Consider the following 17,578-nt stretch of genomic DNA (forward strand, 5'->3'; position numbering starts at 1 on the left):
AAAAGTTCGGCCTATCCTTTTTATTGTATTTACGCAAACTAGTTAACAAAGAGAGTATTAAAAATACAATATAAGGAAAATAAAACCGTATTAGCCTATATTTTAACTATGCTTATTTAAGAGAAATAATGCTCTAATACGGGAACATGCATATGCCAAACCTCCGTCGTTTTACTATATTTCAACGTTTAGCCATTTTAGTAGGGATTGTAATTTTTGGTTTAATTGTTTTGAGTATTTCGAGTTTAAGTAATCAATATAAATCGCTTAAAAATGAGCAATACCTAAAAACAAAAAATGTGGTGGAAACTGCTTATAGCATCATTACACACTACGCAGCGCTTGAACAAAGTCAAACACTCACTCGTGCACAAGCACAATCTCAAGCGATGGCCTCAATACGCTCATTGCGTTACGATGATACTAACTATTTTTGGATCAACAATTATCAGCCAACCATGGTAATGCACCCAATTAAACCAGCCCTTGAAGGGAAAGATTTAACGAATAATAAAGACCCTGATGGCACCCCTTTATTTGTTGAAATGGTTGATGTTGTTAAAAAATCCGGCGAAGGCTATGTGCCTTACAAGTGGCCAAAACCCGGCAGCGACAAACCCGTAGATAAAATTGCGTATGTAAAAGGCTTTAATCAATGGCAATGGATCATCGGCTCGGGCGTTTACCTCGATACTATAGACAGTGCCTTTTCGCAGCAACGTACTATTATCGTTATCAATGTGATGATTATGATCGTCGTTGTCGTACTTTTTAGCTACTTTATTGGTCACAGTATTTTAACGCCGACTCGTTTAGCAGCAGAAATGATGAAAGATATCTCTCAAGGTGAGGGGGATTTAACTCGTACGCTTAACGAAAATGGCAATGATGAAATATCTCAACTGTCGAGATCATTTAATTTATTTGTCTCTAAAATTAGGGAGTCTTTGGTGCTGGTTGCAAAAAGCGCAAACGATGTAAACGAGCATGCCCATGCTGTAGATGATTCTAGCAAAACCAGCCAGTCGTTTATTGAGCTTCAAAACGACAGTAGCACCCAAGTAGCCGCGGCAATGGAGCAAATGACTCATCAAATTCATGATGTTAGCCGTAATGCCGAAGCTGCTGAGCAAGCCGCAAATGATGCTGCTAGTAATGCATCAACGGGTAAAAATGTAGTGTCGAAAACCATTACCGCCATTGAAACCCTCTCTAGTAATATAGAAACTGTCAGCAAAGTGACCGCCGAACTTGCTCAAGAGAGTAATAATATTGGCTCGGTACTTGATGTTATTAGAAGCATTGCTGAACAAACCAATCTGTTAGCGCTAAACGCAGCTATTGAAGCTGCAAGAGCAGGTGAACATGGAAGAGGCTTTGCAGTTGTAGCCGACGAAGTAAGAACACTTGCCAGCCGGACAGGTAAAAGCACGGATGAAATTCAAGCTATGATAGCTAAGCTTCAAGAAGGGGCTAAAGCTGCAGTTGAAGCGGTAAAATCTAGCCAAGAGATTTCTATTTCTACGGTTGAACAAGCCTCTTCTGCTAATGCATCACTTGATGAAATAGACAGGCTGGTATCGGTGATCACCGACATGAACGGCCAAATTGCTCGCGCCACAGAGCAGCAAACATCAGCCGCAGACGAGGTGAATTTAAGAATTAATGATTTATCACAATCTACAAAGCAATCATTGGGTAACACTAAAGATTTAACTCGCGCTAGCGACAAACTCAAACAAAGCAGTGTTGAGTTATCAAGCGTGGTATCGCGCTTTAAGCTTAGTTAACCTTAACTCCGGATAATAAATACCTTTGACCAATTAAAAAGCCCTGATTTTCAGGGCTTTTTAGGATTATTTATAGAAAATTATAAACAATAGCGGGCAAATAAACTGCTAACTGACGCTGCAGTTGGTTTACCATGTTGCCAGTCGCCGCCTTCAACGCCACTACCAGCAATATCCATATGTACATAAGGAAGTGGTAAAGTAGATTCATTACCATGCTTATCTAATCCACCTACCACAGCTAAAAATGCCATAGGGAATTGATGGCCGCGCGCTGTGACAGCAGAAGCCGCATTATTACTAGAAAGCACATCGTCAGCTAAAGTGCGTGGTTTTATAAAATCATAATCTTCACGGCGTGAACGCGACACTTCAGCACCGTCAGCCCATAAATCACCACAATCGGCCAATTGGCGTGAAATATTAGCACTACGCGCTGGTCCATTCTCAACATATGCGCCATAGGGTCCCATCGCGCGCGCAGCATGCCCTGTTAAAGTAGCCACTGTAAACAACGTTGGATTTATTTCGTTTTTAGCTAAATCTTTCATTTCGCTAAGTAAATCACCCATAGCTAAACGCCCTTCGGCATCGGTATTACCAATACGTACTCGTACACCTTCACGGCTAGTAATTATTTCATCAGGGACGAAACAATCTGAACCAATGGAGTTGCGTACAACCGCCAAAAAGGCAATCACTTTAACGCCTTTAGGCTGATAATCTGCTACTGCTTTCATAAATCCAGCAACCGAGGCCGCACCGCCTTTATCGCGGCTCATGCCCGCCATAAAACCACCGACTTTTAAATCTGCACCGCCCGTGTCATAGACTAAACCTTTACCAACAAACATCAGTGTTCGGGTTACTTCACCCTCAGGCACGTATTCAAGTTTAACAACGCGTGGATGATGGCGCTCTACCGCATACGACGCACGAGCAACGGTACTTAGCATGGGGTAATGCTTATCAATGGCAGCTAAATCATCAATCACATCAACGCTCACCGCACTATTTTCAAATAACTCACTACAGTAATCGGCAAAACGTGGGGGGGCCATGCGCTCAGGCTCGGTGCCACATAAATCACGTGCGGCATATTGCCCGGCAGCTAACGCATTGACTGCTTTAATTGTTTGCTCATTGGCATCAATTAAGCCTATTTGAGTAATAGGCTCAATACCTTGACCATGAAATTCACGCGCTTCTAGGGGTTGCCATAATGCTTGGCATGCGCCTAAGTAAGCCACTTCAAGAGCGTGTTGATAACGGCCATCTGTATTTAAAGCGGGTAAATAAATAGCAGGGTTAACACTACCTGATGCTTTTGCCTCATTAATGGCTAATTTGGCTGCATCAAAATAACGACGAACGTCATCATAATCTCTATTTAAAGGGCCTGTTGGCGCTAACACGACACGTTTACCGGCAATCACTAACAAGGTGACTTGGTTGCCGATGCGAGAGTCTACTTGGGCTTGGTCTAAAATTGCATCACGCAGTGGCGTATTTGGTAAATGAGAAAAGTCGTTGCTGATAATAATAAGTGCATCATGCGATGTACAATCTAGGCTTGCACTTACCGGCTTTGCCAGTACTGCTTTTGGATATGCCATAAAAAAGGATCCTGTTAGAAAACGTAGTCCCTATTATTATTTATTTAGCAATTTATAACCAGTGTACTGCGATAACCTGCTTACTTACTGGCAACTTGGAGTTACGCGTTTTACACATCTAAAATACTAAGCTGTAAATTATGCTCTGGTTGGTTTTTAATACCCACGCCAATTCCCAATAAGCGCACCGGTTGTTGTAATCCACGTTGGTAGGCTTTGGCGAGTAACTCTTTAAAAATAGCCGTGTTTAATTGATGCGCAGCTTGATCTGCTGAGGTCACTACAAAATTAGCAAATTTAACTTTAACACTTAATTTATTAATTTTATGTTGTAGTTGCTGTTTATTTAATCGAACCACGAGTTCATCTAACAGTTGCGGTAATTGTTCAAGGCATTCATCTAGGCTGTTTTTGTTGTATTCATAAGTATGTTCCACACTCAATGACTTACGTACCCGCTCAGTTGAAACTCGCCCTATATGTTCACCCATGCACTTTTGATATAACGACACACCAAAATTACCCACATGCTGTTGCATCCAATTAGCCCCTTTTTCGCGCACATCTTGCCCCGTGTATAACCCTTTTAAATTAAGCTTTTCTAGAGTTACTTTACCCACTCCTGGAATTTTACCTAATGGCAATTGGGCTAAAAACGAGTCAACCTGCTCAGGCAATACCACAAATTGCCCATTAGGCTTATTTTCATCACTGGCTATTTTGGCAATAAACTTTATTGGGGCAATACCTGCAGATGCAGTCAGTCCTGTGGTATTAAAAATATCGGTACGAATTTGCTCTGCAATTAACGTTGCACTGCCCTTAAAAGCAGTACTGTGGCTCACATCTAAATATGCTTCATCAAGCGAAAGAGGTTCTACTAGGTCAGTATAGCGGTTAAAAATGGCGCGGATCTGTGTTGATACTTGTTTATAAACAGTCATTCTGCCAGGCACAATAACTAAGTCAGGGCAAAGCTGTTTGGCATGATAGTTAGACATAGCAGAGCGCACCCCATACTCTCTGGCAATATAGTTAGCGGTAGAGAGCACTCCACGGCGACTATTTCCGCCAATTGCCAGTGGTACGCTGGCAAGCTTAGGATTGTCGCGCATTTCTACGGCCGCATAAAAGCAGTCCATATCTATATGAATAAACTTTTTCATCACACAATAATAACTGTTTATTTATACAGCCATTATTGTGGAATCACTTTTAATTAGCAAGCATGTTATTGCTTAAAAAGAGCGTTTACTTTTCTTTGGCTTATTAAAACAATACATCCAAAATAAAATTTCTAAAGAAAAGCCTAATAAAATCAAAACAATTGCCCCAGCCTCATTACCCATAGCGTAACAAGTAAACGACGCTATAAAAACGGTGCATGCCAATAACCAATTAATTATATCCTGCATAGTTATCTCCTTGTGTGTTAATAGTTACTATAGCCATGAATTTAAAGAGGTACAATTTTTACTCAAGGGTTTTTATTTAGCACTGTTGTTCTTTTAAGGTTAAGGTTTGTTCAATCTGAGGCAGTTTACCCGCGGCGCAAGGTTTATAGCCTAATGGTTTAAATAAAAAAGGCGCAAAGCTTCCATGTTCTGCTTACGTCCCTTATTTACATCCATGAGGGCAATACAGAGTAGCTCCACCCCTAGTTATAATTCCCTTGAGCTCATCCGACCATATTGCTAATCTAAATGCTTTAAAACTAAGAGCAATAAATACATGGAAACGTTTAAACAACAACACCCTATTCATACCGACATTACTGTAGCATGGGGCGATATGGATGCCCTACAGCATGTTAATAACTGTGTTTATCTTCGTTATTTTGAAATAGCCAGAATCGACTTTTTAAATAAATTAAATTTATTTGATACTATCAATGCTAAAGCCACAGGCCCTGTGATCAGTGAAAATAATATTCGTTATAAGCGTCCCGTTACCTTTCCCGACACATTAAGCGTAGGTATTACCATTAGTGATATTAAATCTGACCGCTTTGTAATGAACTACAGTGTGTTTAGTCATGCGCAAAACGCGATAACAACCACCGGCATGTCAAAAGTGGTGATGTTTGACTTTAAAACAGGCCAAAAAGCCACGATCACTGAGCCATTGTTATCGGCTTTAAAAGCAAACTCTCAAACCGAATAATTAGGATTAGCAATGCAATATAGTCAATTAGGCAGCAGTGGGGTTAGCGTTTCAAGAGTGTGTTTAGGTAGCATGACCTGGGGAGTACAAAACACCCAATATGATGCCGACCAACAGATAGCCTATGCGCTTGAGCAGGGTGTGAACTTTATTGACACAGCAGAAATGTATGCTGTTCCTCCCTCTCCCGATACCTACGGTAAAACAGAAGAAATTATAGGCAATTGGATAGCACGTAATTCACAAAAACGAAAAGACATTGTTATTGCAACTAAAATTGCCGGTAATGGGCTTTCTTGGATCCGTGATGGCGGCAATATTACCCGCCAAGCTGTTATTGATGCGGTTGATCATTCTCTAAAACGCCTACAAACCGACTATATTGATTTATACCAGCTACACTGGCCAAATCGCCGTACCCCTCACTTTGCTAGGCAATGGCCTGGTATGCTTAAATTTACCGAGGTAGATGCAAAACAACACACCGCTGATATGCTTGATATTTTAGAGGGGTTAGATGCGTGTGTTAAAGCAGGAAAAATTAAACATTGTGGGCTTTCTGATGATACGCCTTGGGGAATTAGCCAATTTTTAAATTTATCAAAAGAGCATAACTTGCCAAAAATGGTGTCTATCCAAAACGAGTTTAGCCTAGTACATGCCAAAGATTGGCCTTATTTAATAGAACAATGTGTACATGAAGATATTGCTTATTTACCTTGGTCACCATTAGCCGCAGGGCTATTAACCGGTAAATACCTAAATGGATCGCGCCCTGAAGGCTCTCGCTGGACATTTATGCAGCGTAACGGTATTTTTCGTGATACGCCACAATCACAAAAGGCGACCAAAGAGTATGTTGAACTTGCCCATGCACACGCTATCACCCCAGCTCAATTAGCGCTGGCTTGGTGTAATCAAGTTGATGGAGTGACATCATCTATTATTGGTGCCACTACTATGGCGCAATTAAAGGAAGACATTGATGCGTTTGACCTAACACTGAGCGATGACGTGTTATCAGCGATTGATATCATATTTAGAAATAATCCAATGCCTTACTAATGAAATCAAGCAAAGGGTAAATGTTATTCAATAATGTTGATTCTTTGCTATTTTTTATGTTTATTTTTTAAGCGCCAAGGTATAATTAAATACAGTCATTTAATAAAGAATTATCAGCTTTTTATGGATACAGCTCGTTATTTCTGCCTGCTATTTTTAATATTCTCGAGTAACAGTATTAGCCAATCTAAAAATCAGCTCACTGAAATTTTATGGCTACAAAGCAACACACCGCCTTTTCACTTAAACTCAGAGAATACTCAAATGGGCTTGTGTGACAATTTAACTAAGCAACTAATCAGTAGTATAAAGGATGTAAAACATACTCGATTATTTGTTCCACAAAAACGAATTAATAAATATATCAAAGAAGGCAAAAATGTCTGCTTTCCATGCGTAATCCATAAAAAGAGCACCAACGAAGTCTATACATACTCACGTCCTACCTCTATTTACCCTGAGTTTAGTATTATTACAACTAACCAAAAAGCAAAAACACTTACTAAAGCACATGGTAATCCTATAAATTTAATTAGTTTACTTAGCGATGAACGCTTTACCTATGGACAAGCCGCAGCACGACGTTTTTCACCACACATAAATATGATTATTGAAAACTCTTTGAGCCATCATAACGTGTCCTTGAGCTTAAGTAGTGATAATGAGAGTGGCGTTGTGATCGATAGGTTGAGGCATGGCTTTTTAGACTACTCGCTCGATTACCCTTTTATGGCCAGTTACTTTAACCAGCAACAACACCCTATAAAAATAGTTAGTATACCCATAGCTCAAAATACGCGCTCATTAATCAAAGGAGCTGTAGGCTGTGCGACTAATGCGCCTAATGATTTTGCTAATCAGGCAATTAAGAAAATTAATGCGGCATTAGAAAGTACCATACTAGAATCAGCTGCTCATCAACTAAGCCAGCGACACTGGCTAAGTGAACATATCGATAATTTTGATAAACAATATTATCAACACATAATTAACTTTGACTCACAGACCAATGATGCTCCAATAAACACTGCTGACCAGAATAAAGAGCAACGTTAAACTCTCGTCCAGTATTAACCATCCCTACGCCAGCAGGCGTGCCAGTCATAATAATGTCGCCTTCTTCGAGGCTCATAAACTGACTAACCTCAGCCAATATTTGTGCAGGTTGGTGCAACATAAGTTGGCTATCACCATGTTGAACCGGCTTGCCATCAATATGTAATTCAAATATAAACGATGTCATCTCTGGCGTTAATTCAATAAACTCACTAAATAAAACTGAACCGTCAAATGCTTTAGCACGCTCCCACGGCAGGCCTTTTTCTTTTAAGCTGCTTTGCAAAGCGCGTTTAGTCAAATCAAGTCCAATGCCCACGCCCACAAGTTGTTTATTTTTAACCGCAAAGCATAACTCTGTTTCGTAGTGCAATGTATCGCCAAGATGAGTAGCGAGTAAGGTATCAGTGATCGCGCTATTAGGCTTATTAAAAACCACCATTTGCTCTGGGTGTTCGTTGTTTAATTCAGCTATATGCGCACTGTAATTACGCCCCACACAGACTATTTTTGAAGGTTGTATGCTCTGCGAAGCCAGCTTTATTTGATTCATTTTCTCACCTGTTAATTACAAAACGCGTTTAATATTTTGGCATACTCTCAAATTATTAACGCAAAAGCGAATACAGTTTTATCATGCTTTTATGACTACTACTGAGCTAAATATAATCAATGATACAGACTGAAATAAAAAGTAGACGTGTATAATTTGGTAGGTTTTTGTATACCCGTTTTTAAAGCAATAAACAGGTACATTTAGTACCTGCTTATTGATAGATTATTAATAGGTTATTGACTACTTACAAGTAACACTACTTTGCTCGGCAGCATTTGCTGTAATAGCCAGCTTAGCAATAGATACATGCCAATCACCTTGCGAGCTTAACTGCCAAGGGGGGAACACTTGTGCTAAATCAACACCTTGCTCTGCAAAACAACTTAAGTTGATGTTTAATGTTTGCCATTGACCTGATTGCTCAAGGTTATCAGCAATATCAAACTTACCCTGACAATTCTCACCACACCCCATACCAACCCATAACGGACTAGCTGCGGCTTTATCTACTTTAATTTGCATTTGCAGTTGGCCATTGTTTTCAACGTATGAACGTAAGTCAGATGGAAACGCAGCCGCTAAATTAACCCCAGCCATCGCTTGGCCATTAAAACGAATTGCACGGGCATCTTCTTGCACCTCTTTATCAAATGTTTGGATGCTCACCGCACCTAATGACTCGCGACTGCTCGCCACCGTTTTTTGTTGCTCACCACTTTTTAAAACCAGTGACCACGGTGCTTTAATTGCACGCTCAAACAATACTAAATCATCCAGTTTTTCAGTCTGTTGAGTTTGCTCCACCAGGTCATCTTTTAAGACATTACTATCGTTGTAAGTTAAACCAAAACCATAAGGAAGTAATGGACTGTAACCTCCGTCGTTACGGTTTTCATTATCGATTGGATTATTCGGCCAGGAAAACGATAGCTTGCTTTTAAAGTCATGATTAATTGAACCGTCTGCATTTTTAAACAAGACATCACTAATTGCATCGCCTTCACTACCTAGAAGCCAAATAGCAACGAACGCATCACTGGCGTTAAGCTCAGCATTAACCCACATAGGGCGACCGCTTATAAATAATGAAACAACAGGGATTCCCGCATCTTTAAACTTACGCAGTAGCGCTAAGTCGCTTTTATTACCGCGCTGGTATTCGAGGTTATCAACATCACCATTAACTTCTGCGTATGGTAAACGTCCGGTGATCATCACCTAGATATTGACATTCCAAGGCAATAATTGTTCTATGTCTGGCTCAGGCTGACAAAGCTCATCGAGGCAATGCATGATGTAATCAAATGGCGTTAAGCCGTTGGATCTTGCAGTTTCGATGATGCTGTATAGGTGAGCGCTTGCTATTGCGCCGCGTGAGGTTTGGCTAAACATCCAGTTCTTACGGCCAATAACAAATGGTTTGATAGCGCGCTCGGCGCGGTTATTGTCGATATTAAGCTGACCATTTTCAATGGTAAACTATAAGCTTATGCCATTGATTAGCGAGATAGGTTGCTGCCTCTGCTAACTTGTTTTTCCCGACTAAACGTGGCTGATTTTGCTCTAGCTATTTATGCAGTTTATCGATAATAGATTTCGCTTGCTCTTGCCTTATTTCATGCTTTTGTGCTGGTGTTTTATCGTTGAGTTTTGATTCAATGCCGTACAGTTTTTGAATAAGACTCAAGACTACGTCGGCTTTGCCTGTCTTGTTTTTACCCTGCACGTGTTTTGCTTCTATAAATTTACGACGTGCATGGGCCCAGCAACCAACGAGTGTTGATTGCGTTTGTGTATACGCTTGATAACCATCAACCTGTAAATAGCCCGAATAGCCATCCAGATAATTAACCACACAGGAAGCAGCCCGGCTGGTTTGATAGTCGTAAAGCACAATGTTTGGTATTGGGTTGTGTTTATTTATAGCCGATGGCGAATCCGTGCCGGTACAATATAGTCACATGTAACTTTTTACTTTGTCGGCGTTGAGCACATTGACCGTCGTTTCATCGGCATGTATCGCAGGCTGTTTAAGTAACGCGTGTTTCAGTCGTTGTATCAGCGGTTCAAACAAGGTAGCGGATGCGAGTACCCAGTCACTCAGGGTTTTACGGCTAAGCTCAATGACGTATTGCTTGAACATCGACTCTTGTCTGTGCAGTGGCAGTGCATATTGATATTGGCTGGTGATGATTTGACTTAACAAACTGGACGTGGCCATGCCTTTGTTGATGGCCATGTTTGGCATCTTGGCTTGTTTAATACTGTTATTCGACCCTGACTTATCACATTCACGACACGCGTACTTTGGGCGAATATGCTCAATGACTTTTATCTTTGCGGGGACGAAGTCGAGCTTTTCGCTGACGTCTTCACCCATTTTATACAACTCATTACCACAGCAGTTACACACCTTGTCTTCTTCGGCAATGTCATGAATCACTTGCTCACGGGGTAAGTCTTTGGGTAATGGTTTGCGCTTTGGTGTTTTGCGAGTGTAGCTAATCTCTTGTGTAGCAAGCTATCAGGTTGCTCAATGATGTCTTCGGCTTCATTAAACAATTCACTTTGTGCGTCAAAGACTTCGGCACTTTTACCAAATTGTTTTTGTTGCGCTAGGCGGAACTGTTCCTCTAGATAACGGTTTCTTGCAGTCGCTTGCGCTAATTTTTCAGCGTGCTCTGCCAGCAGCTTTTTAAGCAAAGCCGGATCGTCTGCAAGGCAGTTAACATCAATATTCATCCTTTTATTTTATAATGTTTTTTACCGTAAACTAGCGTAATGCAATGGTTAATATTGATCCCGCGACGATCTAAATAATGCTAGCGTTTTCGATGTTGATTTGTTGATGCCCTATGACATCATACCCAGATAATAACCAGTGTAATTGTTGCTCGGTTAAGTTTAGGGTACAGGGCAAAGCCTGTGTTATCCCAATACAATATCTTCAGCTTATCTCGGCTTTTATTACAAAAAACAAACACGGCACCGGATAGCACTGACAGTTCGAGTTCACTTTCAACAATTTAGGTGCTTTTGCAGCGTCTTGTAACTTAGACCGATATTTATAAAAGTTTGAAGTGGGTAACATGTTTTCTTTACAAAATGCGACAATAGATAAGCCGCTGGTTTGTTGCTGCTCAATCAATTTTTGCCAGTCATTAAGGGTTCTTTTTTGCATAATACCTCCAGTAGAAACTGACGGTATTTTCAATTAATTAAATCCACTCAGGTGTCGTTGCTCGGACGCTTACCTTACATTAGCGGTCCTTTATGAAAAAAAGACGCTCAAGAGCGTTTAAACGGACATAAACAAGCACTTGCTGAACACGACATTGAGTTTAATGAAAACAGTTTGTATGAAGGCGACTTTATAGAGGACAGCGGCTACGAAGGATTTACTGCTCTTTATAAAAAAATCCCTCCATTACCGCCTTAGTGTGCGCCAATGACGAAATGGCAACGGGTGCAATGGTCAGTGCCAGAGATCATGGCATTGAACTACCCGCACAACTTTCAAGAATAGGCTACGATAACGTGTTCTTTACCCGCCATGTATACCCCCTTTTAAGCACTATTAATTACCCAATAGATGAAATGGGTAAAGTAGCTGCACAGTGGGTACTGAGCCATGTATATCAAAAAAGCGTACAGCCTATTCAAACTTTATTTCAGCCCGAATTAGTCATACGCCAATCGGTCGTTAATATTACCTAGCTAATTATTATATAAATTGGCAAATAGTGGCGTTAAACAAGTTTACTTAATAGCGCCAAGTTTATTGGTTTAAGCAAAACTTGCTCTATTTCTAGCTGCCTAATGTGTACGGCATCAGGCTCCATTCCACTAATAATAACTCGTTGAATATCGGGATAGTGTTCTTTAATAAACCCAGCAAGCTCTAAACCTGAACCATCGGGTAAATGCATATCGAGTAATACTTTGTCGTAATTACTGTCTTGTTTAAGCGCTGTACAACACGCCTCTATACTAGTTGCAATAGTGGTTTCTACATCCAAGCTTTCTAATAAAAGCTGAGTTATTTGTGCGGCATCAGCATCGTCTTCCACTAATAAAAAACGCTTTATGCTAGTATTATGTTTTGGCGTTGGTTGTATCGATGAAACACGCTGTGTTTTTTTCCCCAGCGCTGACTCTAAGCATTGGTAAAGTAAGTTGGAATCCACAGGTTTAGCAATCATATCATCAAACCCTAGCGCGGTTAGTTCGTTATGAATACCTTTCATGGTGGCCGCGGTTAAAGCAATAATCGCCCCTTTAAACCCTAACTTTCTAAGTTCAATGGCAGCTTCTTTTCCACCCATCACCGGCATATGAATATCTAAAAATATAATATCGTAAGCGGCGCGCCCCTCTGCGAGTTGCTTTTTAACCTTATCAAGCGCTTGTTTGCCATTATCAGCATAATCTACATCAGCACCCGCTGAGCCAATTAAATGGCCAACCAACACGCGTAAATCGCGTAAGTCATCCACCACCAACACTTTACCACTTACTTCGCATGGCGCTACTTTTTGCTGCATGTTGGGGGTTAAATCAAGTTTTAATAAATTGCGCTCTACCTGTCTGATATCACCAGGGTATAAGGAAATGGTAAACGTTGAGCCCTCACCTACATAAGAATCTAATGAAATAGTACCCTGCATACGACTAAGTAGCTCAGAACAAATAGCTAATCCCAAGCCCGCACCACCTACTGAGCGCGACTCTACATCTGCAATTTGCTCAAAAGGCTTAAAGATGAGTGCTTGTTTTTCTGGAGCAATACCCAAGCCTGAATCTTTAATGCTAAAAAAGAGCATTTCACGATCAGCCTCCGTCTCTGTCCATGCGTTAACGATAATTTCGCCTTGCTCGGTAAATTTTATCGCATTATTGATCAGGTTAATGAGAATTTGTCGAACCCGAGTAGCATCTACACGAATAACTAATGGCAAAGGCTCCAGTGATTCAAATTTTAATGATAAACCTTTATCAAGGGCTGATACACGCATTAGCGTAAACACGTCGGCCATTAGGCTATCAAGATTAACATCCCCCAAGCTTAGCTCAAGCTTATCGACTGCAATTTTAGATAAATCTAAAACATCATTCAGTAAGCTCAATAAGTGCTTGCCATTACGATAAATAACACCCAACTCATTTTCAGCTTGCTTGCTAAAATCACTGAGCATAAGTAGTTCGGTATAGCCTAAAATAGACGACAAGGGAGTTCGTAGTTCGTGGCTTAAATGCGCTAAAAAGCGGTCTTTTGAACGGTTTTCAGCCTCCGCTTTTAAACGTTCAACTCGCTCATCTTCTACATCGCGGCGCGCTAAAGCATAACGAATAGAACGGGCAAACCGGCTACCACTCATTTCACTTTTAACTAAGTAATCAACCGCACCAGCATCAAGCGCAGCCGAATCTAGCGCATCGTTAGATTGCCCCGTTAACATGATAATAGGCCCACAAAAGCCATTCTTAATTGCTTGCTTTAAAACACTTAAGCCATCTGAGGCACCTAAGCGATAGTCAAGCAGGCAAATATCATGCTCATTTTTACTTAGTACATGTATTGCCTGCTCAGGAGAGCTTATCCACTCTATGTTAAACACATGGGAACTGAGCTGCTCTAAATAGTCACGAGTAAGAATATAATCATCTTCATCATCTTCAACCAATAGCAGTTTCGTTGCCTTTGCTAACATAGCGTCTCCTATTTTAATTATATGCTTAATCGTTAAACGTGCTTGGTAGCTCTACAAATTCAACCCAGTATTTACCTAACGTTTTCATCAACTCAACTAAACCATCAAAAGTTACTGGCTTGGTAATATATGACGCCGCACCTAAATCGTAACCTTTAACCATATCCTCTTCTTGCTTTGAAGTAGTTAAAATAACAACGGGAATACCTTTTAAATTAGGGTTGGCTTTAATCGCTTGAAGTGCTTCACGTCCATCCATTCTCGGCATGTTTAAGTCGAGTAAAATCAAGCCAGGTCTTGGTGACAGGGTTTTATCTTCAAACTTGCCTGTACGCTCTAAATACTCTAAAAGCTCTACACCGTCTTCAACAAAGTGTAATTCATTTAAAACGCGACTTTCAGCGAGAGCCTCTTGGGTTAATAAACGATCATCTTCATCATCGTCTGCCATTAAAATTATAATGGGTTTTACGTTTGTTAATGGCATATTATGCCTCTCCTTGTAATGTGAATAACTCTGCATCCACAGGTAGTTTAATAATGAAGGTTGCGCCTTCGTTAGGGGTGCTTATTGCTTTAATAGTTCCTCCATGTCGCTCTACAATTCTGCGACATACAGATAATCCAACGCCGGTTCCTTTATATTGAGAACGCCCATGTAAACGCTGAAATGGCACAAATATTTTATCTGCATACTCAGCTGAAAAGCCGATACCATTATCTTTTACAGTAATAACATGCCAACTTACTTTACTATTATGGTCTTCACTAAACTCGCTAATTCGTTCAAAGCTAATATCAATAACAGGGTTTACGTTAGGCGCTCTAAACTTAACAGCATTTGAAATTAAGTTTAAAAACAGCTGATGCATTTGACTCGGATCAGCCTGAATGATTGGCATATCAACCGTTATCACTTGCGCATTAGACTCGTTAATGGCTATTTCTAAATCGCTTAAAACATCATTAAGTATGCTATTTAGATTGGTGTCGGTAAAATCTTTACCTCGAGTTGTTACTCGAGAGAACTCTAATAAATCATTAATTAAATTAGACATGCGCTGCGCAGCATTTTTCATTCGAGCAATGTAGTCAGTTCCTTTTTCACCTAACTCGTCTTTAAACATGCTTTCAAGACGATCGCTAAATGCTTGAATTTTTCTCAGCGGCTCTTGCAAGTCATGACTGGCAACAAAAGCAAACTCTTCTAACTCACGGTTACTGCGACTTAACTCATCAGAATATAACGTAAGTTCTTGGGTACGTTCGGTCACTTTACTGGCTAAGGTTTCGTTTTGCATTTCGAGCTCAGCTCGATATACCGCCGCATTTTTTAAGTTAAGCCGCGCAAGTAAAAACATACCACCAATAAGTAAAGCACTCGTGATGGCTGTAATTGCAAAAGTAATTTTTGCCTCGTTTTTTATTTGCGCTAATTTAGAAAAGTGACTGACTTTAAATAACAGCTCTCGATCTTGAATATCATTAACAAGTACACGAATCTCTCGGTATAGGTCACGCCCTTTATGAGAGTTGAGTATGAGCATTGCACGTTCTTCTTTGTCATTTAATGCTAATTGAACTGTGCTTTTAAGCTCAGCAATTTTACTATCAACTAATAAAATTAACGTTGCAATACGCTCAGCTTGCCCCTCAATTTCAGAGTTTAAAGAGCGAACATAATCGGTTTGCGATTCAATTTGTGCAATCGCATCGTAATATGGAACTAAGTAATCATCGTCCTGCGTTAATAAATACCCGCGCTGCCCTGATTCAGCCTGCACTACAGAGAGATGCATTTGCTCAATGGCTGTACTTAGCATATTAGTATTATCTAAACTTTGCTGAGTACGCGTTAAGCCTTGTATGGTATTAACCGCTAAAAATGCATTACCTACAATAATGCATAGTATTATGGAGATAAATAACGCCCATATAACATTTGCTTTGCCTTGCTGTTTGCGTTTAATCATTTATCGTCCTGGTTTTTATTATTTTGAGTCTGAAATAAGCTGTAAACTGTCACTACATGCTTGGCAATTAACAATTATTTTATCGAGTGCCTCGAGTGCTTTTTCGACGGGCATATCGTTTTCAAGTACTAGCTTGATAAGCTCAGCATTCATTGAAATACGATTTAACGGTGCTCGCGCATCATGTACTAGTTCGTTTAAAGGCTTTATTTGTTTAGTTAATGCCATACTATCCTCATGTTGTTTTATTTATATTCGCCAATGCCACCATATGCGTTAAGGCGGTTATAAAGCGTTTTAGTACTTATACCTAACATTTGTGCAGCCAATGTTTTATTACCTTGTACTTTATCGAGTGTTGCATGAATAAGCTCTTTTTCAACTTCTTCAATGGTTTGCCCTGCAGAAACCTGATTTTCCTGAGCTTGATTATTTACTCGTGAAAAAGGTGACTCTAGGTTATTTGGCAGTGCCACATCGCTTGTTTGTGGATCGCTCATAATAAAAGCGCGGTGAATAGCGTGACGAAGTTCGCGTACATTACCTGGCCAGTCGTACGTTTGCAGCTCTTTAAGTTGCTCGTTCGTCCAGCTAAAAGCAGTGCCATTTTCGTCATTTAACTGCTCTAAAAAAACTTTTGCCAGTAATGGAATATCGTCTTTTCGTTCACGTAATGGCGGTATATCAATAGGAAATACGGCAAGCCTAAAGTAAATATCTTCACGTAAAATATTATTTTGGGCTAAATCGATTAAAGAACGGTTGGTCGCAGAAATAACGCGGCAGTTAGTTGGAATTTCTCGGTTGCCACCTACCCTTGTTACTTTTTTTGTTTCTAATACGCGCAATAAATTAGGCTGCATGCCAATGGGCATTTCAGTGACTTCATCTAAAAATAAGGTGCCATTATTTGCCTGTTCAAACACGCCCTCTTTGCGGGCTATCGCCCCTGTAAAGGCACCTTTTTCATGACCAAATAATTCACTGCCAATAAGCTCTTTTGAAAGGGCGCCACAGTTGCTAGCAACTAAAGGTCCTTCGCATTGACTGGCATTATGAATCGCTTGTGCAACCACTTCTTTACCGGCACCACTTTCACCTACTAACATTACGTTAGCCTGTGTTTTAGCAACACGTTCTATCATAGTATAGAGCTTTTGCATTGCCTCAGATTCACCAATTAAGGTATCAAAATGATGGGTGATAGCGTTTTTCTTAGCTTTTTTAACAGTTTTTTTAGAACCATTTAAAACCAGTTCTAAATCTTCTCGCTGCAGCGGCTTTAATAAATGCGTTACATTGGGCTCACACATATCGGCTAAAATCCCCTTAACCGATGGGTGCCCTGAAATAAGCGTGACTTTAGGAGATTGACCAATCATTTTCAAATGATCTAATAAGTGCAAGCCGCTACCATCGGGTAACATGAAATCCAGTAATATATGATCAAAGGAATTATTCTCAAACCACTGATGCGCTTCTTCTAAACTGGTTGCAGTTTGAATATTATGCCCAAGAAACTCAACAATGTGACAAATAACATCACTAAATTCGATGTCGTCATCAACTAAAAGTATATTTAACATGATTAATCCCTATGCTTTTTTATTATTCTACTCACCCCTTTCAACAAATGAAAGATATACAG

The 17,578-nt window shown here is 40.2% G+C and carries 16 protein-coding genes and 1 pseudogene; 5 read left to right on the top strand and 12 right to left on the bottom strand.

Features of this window, described 5'->3' with window-relative positions; all coding sequences use genetic code 11:
* The first annotated feature begins 152 nt into the window (after nucleotides 1-152).
* Nucleotides 153-1,790: a methyl-accepting chemotaxis protein gene (locus BG00_RS00765; protein ID WP_036979920.1), complete on the top strand. Its 1,638-nt coding sequence runs from the start codon at nucleotides 153-155 to the stop codon at nucleotides 1,788-1,790.
* 80 nt (nucleotides 1,791-1,870) lie between these two features.
* Here the strand turns inward: BG00_RS00765 and BG00_RS00770 are convergent, their stop codons facing one another.
* On the bottom strand, nucleotides 1,871-3,406 hold the full coding sequence (locus BG00_RS00770; protein ID WP_036979922.1) for a M17 family metallopeptidase: 1,536 nt from the start codon (nucleotides 3,404-3,406) through the stop codon (nucleotides 1,871-1,873).
* Between the two features lie 110 nt (nucleotides 3,407-3,516).
* Nucleotides 3,517-4,572 carry a DNA polymerase IV gene (gene dinB / locus BG00_RS00775; RefSeq protein ID WP_036979925.1) on the bottom strand — a complete coding sequence of 352 codons (1,056 nt, stop codon included), beginning with the start codon at nucleotides 4,570-4,572 and terminating at the stop codon, nucleotides 3,517-3,519.
* 565 nt (nucleotides 4,573-5,137) lie between these two features.
* Between dinB and BG00_RS00780 the strand changes: the two genes are divergently transcribed.
* The 3 genes from BG00_RS00780 (at nucleotide 5,138) to BG00_RS00790 (ending at nucleotide 7,690) form a co-directional block, all read left to right on the top strand.
* A complete protein-coding gene (locus BG00_RS00780; protein WP_024601547.1) occupies nucleotides 5,138-5,569 on the top strand; it encodes an acyl-CoA thioesterase in 432 nt (143 codons plus the stop codon).
* Between the two features lie 12 nt (nucleotides 5,570-5,581).
* Nucleotides 5,582-6,634, top strand: coding sequence for an aldo/keto reductase (locus BG00_RS00785; RefSeq protein WP_036979928.1), 1,053 nt, complete (start codon nucleotides 5,582-5,584; stop codon nucleotides 6,632-6,634).
* 123 nt (nucleotides 6,635-6,757) lie between these two features.
* The gene (locus BG00_RS00790; protein WP_036983301.1) at nucleotides 6,758-7,690 is read left to right on the top strand and encodes an ABC transporter substrate-binding protein; all 933 of its coding nucleotides are present in this window, start codon (nucleotides 6,758-6,760) and stop codon (nucleotides 7,688-7,690) included.
* Here BG00_RS00790 and BG00_RS00795 read toward each other — a convergent pair.
* The 5 genes and pseudogenes from BG00_RS00795 to tnpA all read right to left on the bottom strand — a co-directional run bounded on the left by BG00_RS00795 (nucleotide 7,623) and on the right by tnpA (nucleotide 11,427).
* Nucleotides 7,623-8,243, bottom strand: coding sequence for a fumarylacetoacetate hydrolase family protein (locus BG00_RS00795; protein WP_036979931.1), 621 nt, complete (start codon nucleotides 8,241-8,243; stop codon nucleotides 7,623-7,625). The two genes, BG00_RS00790 and BG00_RS00795, sit on opposite strands and share 68 nt — an antisense overlap.
* A 243-nt stretch (nucleotides 8,244-8,486) precedes the next feature.
* A complete protein-coding gene (locus BG00_RS00800) occupies nucleotides 8,487-9,461 on the bottom strand; it encodes a putative glycoside hydrolase (RefSeq protein WP_051498215.1) in 975 nt (324 codons plus the stop codon).
* A gap of 3 nt (nucleotides 9,462-9,464) precedes the next feature.
* Nucleotides 9,465-10,988, bottom strand: a pseudogene (tnpC, locus tag BG00_RS00805) (IS66 family transposase).
* A gap of 119 nt (nucleotides 10,989-11,107) precedes the next feature.
* Nucleotides 11,108-11,245 carry an IS66 family insertion sequence element accessory protein TnpB gene (tnpB, locus tag BG00_RS18515; RefSeq protein WP_445322838.1) on the bottom strand — a complete coding sequence of 46 codons (138 nt, stop codon included), beginning with the start codon at nucleotides 11,243-11,245 and terminating at the stop codon, nucleotides 11,108-11,110.
* On the bottom strand, nucleotides 11,194-11,427 hold the full coding sequence (gene tnpA, locus BG00_RS17590; protein ID WP_036979937.1) for an IS66 family insertion sequence element accessory protein TnpA: 234 nt from the start codon (nucleotides 11,425-11,427) through the stop codon (nucleotides 11,194-11,196). Before tnpA ends, tnpB begins: the two co-directional genes overlap by 52 nt.
* 275 nt (nucleotides 11,428-11,702) lie before the next feature.
* Here tnpA and BG00_RS17920 point away from each other — a divergent pair, with 275 nt between their 5' ends.
* A complete protein-coding gene (locus BG00_RS17920) occupies nucleotides 11,703-11,963 on the top strand; it encodes a substrate-binding domain-containing protein (RefSeq protein WP_253861343.1) in 261 nt (86 codons plus the stop codon).
* Nucleotides 11,964-11,995: 32 nt separating this feature from the next.
* On the opposite strand, the gene BG00_RS00820 is transcribed toward BG00_RS17920, so the two are convergent.
* From BG00_RS00820 to BG00_RS00840, 5 genes are read right to left on the bottom strand one after another with little or no spacing between them, the layout of a single operon-like run.
* Nucleotides 11,996-13,957, bottom strand: coding sequence for an ATP-binding response regulator (locus BG00_RS00820; RefSeq protein ID WP_036979940.1), 1,962 nt, complete (start codon nucleotides 13,955-13,957; stop codon nucleotides 11,996-11,998).
* 25 nt (nucleotides 13,958-13,982) lie between these two features.
* A complete protein-coding gene (locus BG00_RS00825; protein WP_036979943.1) occupies nucleotides 13,983-14,444 on the bottom strand; it encodes a response regulator in 462 nt (153 codons plus the stop codon).
* A gap of 1 nt (nucleotide 14,445) precedes the next feature.
* On the bottom strand, nucleotides 14,446-15,930 hold the full coding sequence (locus BG00_RS00830; protein WP_036979946.1) for a sensor histidine kinase: 1,485 nt from the start codon (nucleotides 15,928-15,930) through the stop codon (nucleotides 14,446-14,448).
* An 18-nt stretch (nucleotides 15,931-15,948) separates the two neighbouring features.
* Complete coding sequence (locus BG00_RS00835; RefSeq protein WP_028834349.1) at nucleotides 15,949-16,158, bottom strand: hypothetical protein; 210 nt, start codon at nucleotides 16,156-16,158, stop codon at nucleotides 15,949-15,951.
* 17 nt (nucleotides 16,159-16,175) lie between these two features.
* A complete protein-coding gene (locus tag BG00_RS00840) occupies nucleotides 16,176-17,516 on the bottom strand; it encodes a sigma-54-dependent transcriptional regulator (protein ID WP_036979949.1) in 1,341 nt (446 codons plus the stop codon).
* Between the last annotated feature and the right edge of the window lie 62 nt (nucleotides 17,517-17,578).

The organism is Pseudoalteromonas sp. SCSIO_11900 (assembly GCF_000576475.1).
Classification (GTDB): domain Bacteria; phylum Pseudomonadota; class Gammaproteobacteria; order Enterobacterales; family Alteromonadaceae; genus Pseudoalteromonas; species Pseudoalteromonas tetraodonis.

What these genes read in the sequence shown, in the direction of transcription:
- BG00_RS00800 (WP_051498215.1), bottom strand. Translation starts at nt 9,461, where the DNA reads ATGATCACCGGACGTTTACCATACGCAGAAGTTAATGGTGATGTTGAT.
- BG00_RS00825 (WP_036979943.1), bottom strand. Translation starts at nt 14,444, where the DNA reads ATGCCATTAACAAACGTAAAACCCATTATAATTTTAATGGCAGACGAT.
- BG00_RS00780 (WP_024601547.1), top strand. Translation starts at nt 5,138, where the DNA reads ATGGAAACGTTTAAACAACAACACCCTATTCATACCGACATTACTGTA.
- BG00_RS00770 (WP_036979922.1), bottom strand. Translation starts at nt 3,406, where the DNA reads ATGGCATATCCAAAAGCAGTACTGGCAAAGCCGGTAAGTGCAAGCCTA.
- dinB (WP_036979925.1), bottom strand. Translation starts at nt 4,572, where the DNA reads ATGAAAAAGTTTATTCATATAGATATGGACTGCTTTTATGCGGCCGTA.
- BG00_RS00840 (WP_036979949.1), bottom strand. Translation starts at nt 17,516, where the DNA reads ATGTTAAATATACTTTTAGTTGATGACGACATCGAATTTAGTGATGTT.
- BG00_RS00830 (WP_036979946.1), bottom strand. Translation starts at nt 15,930, where the DNA reads ATGATTAAACGCAAACAGCAAGGCAAAGCAAATGTTATATGGGCGTTA.
- BG00_RS17920 (WP_253861343.1), top strand. Translation starts at nt 11,703, where the DNA reads ATGGCAACGGGTGCAATGGTCAGTGCCAGAGATCATGGCATTGAACTA.
- BG00_RS00785 (WP_036979928.1), top strand. Translation starts at nt 5,582, where the DNA reads ATGCAATATAGTCAATTAGGCAGCAGTGGGGTTAGCGTTTCAAGAGTG.
- BG00_RS00790 (WP_036983301.1), top strand. Translation starts at nt 6,758, where the DNA reads ATGGATACAGCTCGTTATTTCTGCCTGCTATTTTTAATATTCTCGAGT.
- tnpA (WP_036979937.1), bottom strand. Translation starts at nt 11,427, where the DNA reads ATGCAAAAAAGAACCCTTAATGACTGGCAAAAATTGATTGAGCAGCAA.
- BG00_RS00835 (WP_028834349.1), bottom strand. Translation starts at nt 16,158, where the DNA reads ATGGCATTAACTAAACAAATAAAGCCTTTAAACGAACTAGTACATGAT.
- BG00_RS00795 (WP_036979931.1), bottom strand. Translation starts at nt 8,243, where the DNA reads ATGAATCAAATAAAGCTGGCTTCGCAGAGCATACAACCTTCAAAAATA.
- BG00_RS00820 (WP_036979940.1), bottom strand. Translation starts at nt 13,957, where the DNA reads ATGTTAGCAAAGGCAACGAAACTGCTATTGGTTGAAGATGATGAAGAT.
- BG00_RS00765 (WP_036979920.1), top strand. Translation starts at nt 153, where the DNA reads ATGCCAAACCTCCGTCGTTTTACTATATTTCAACGTTTAGCCATTTTA.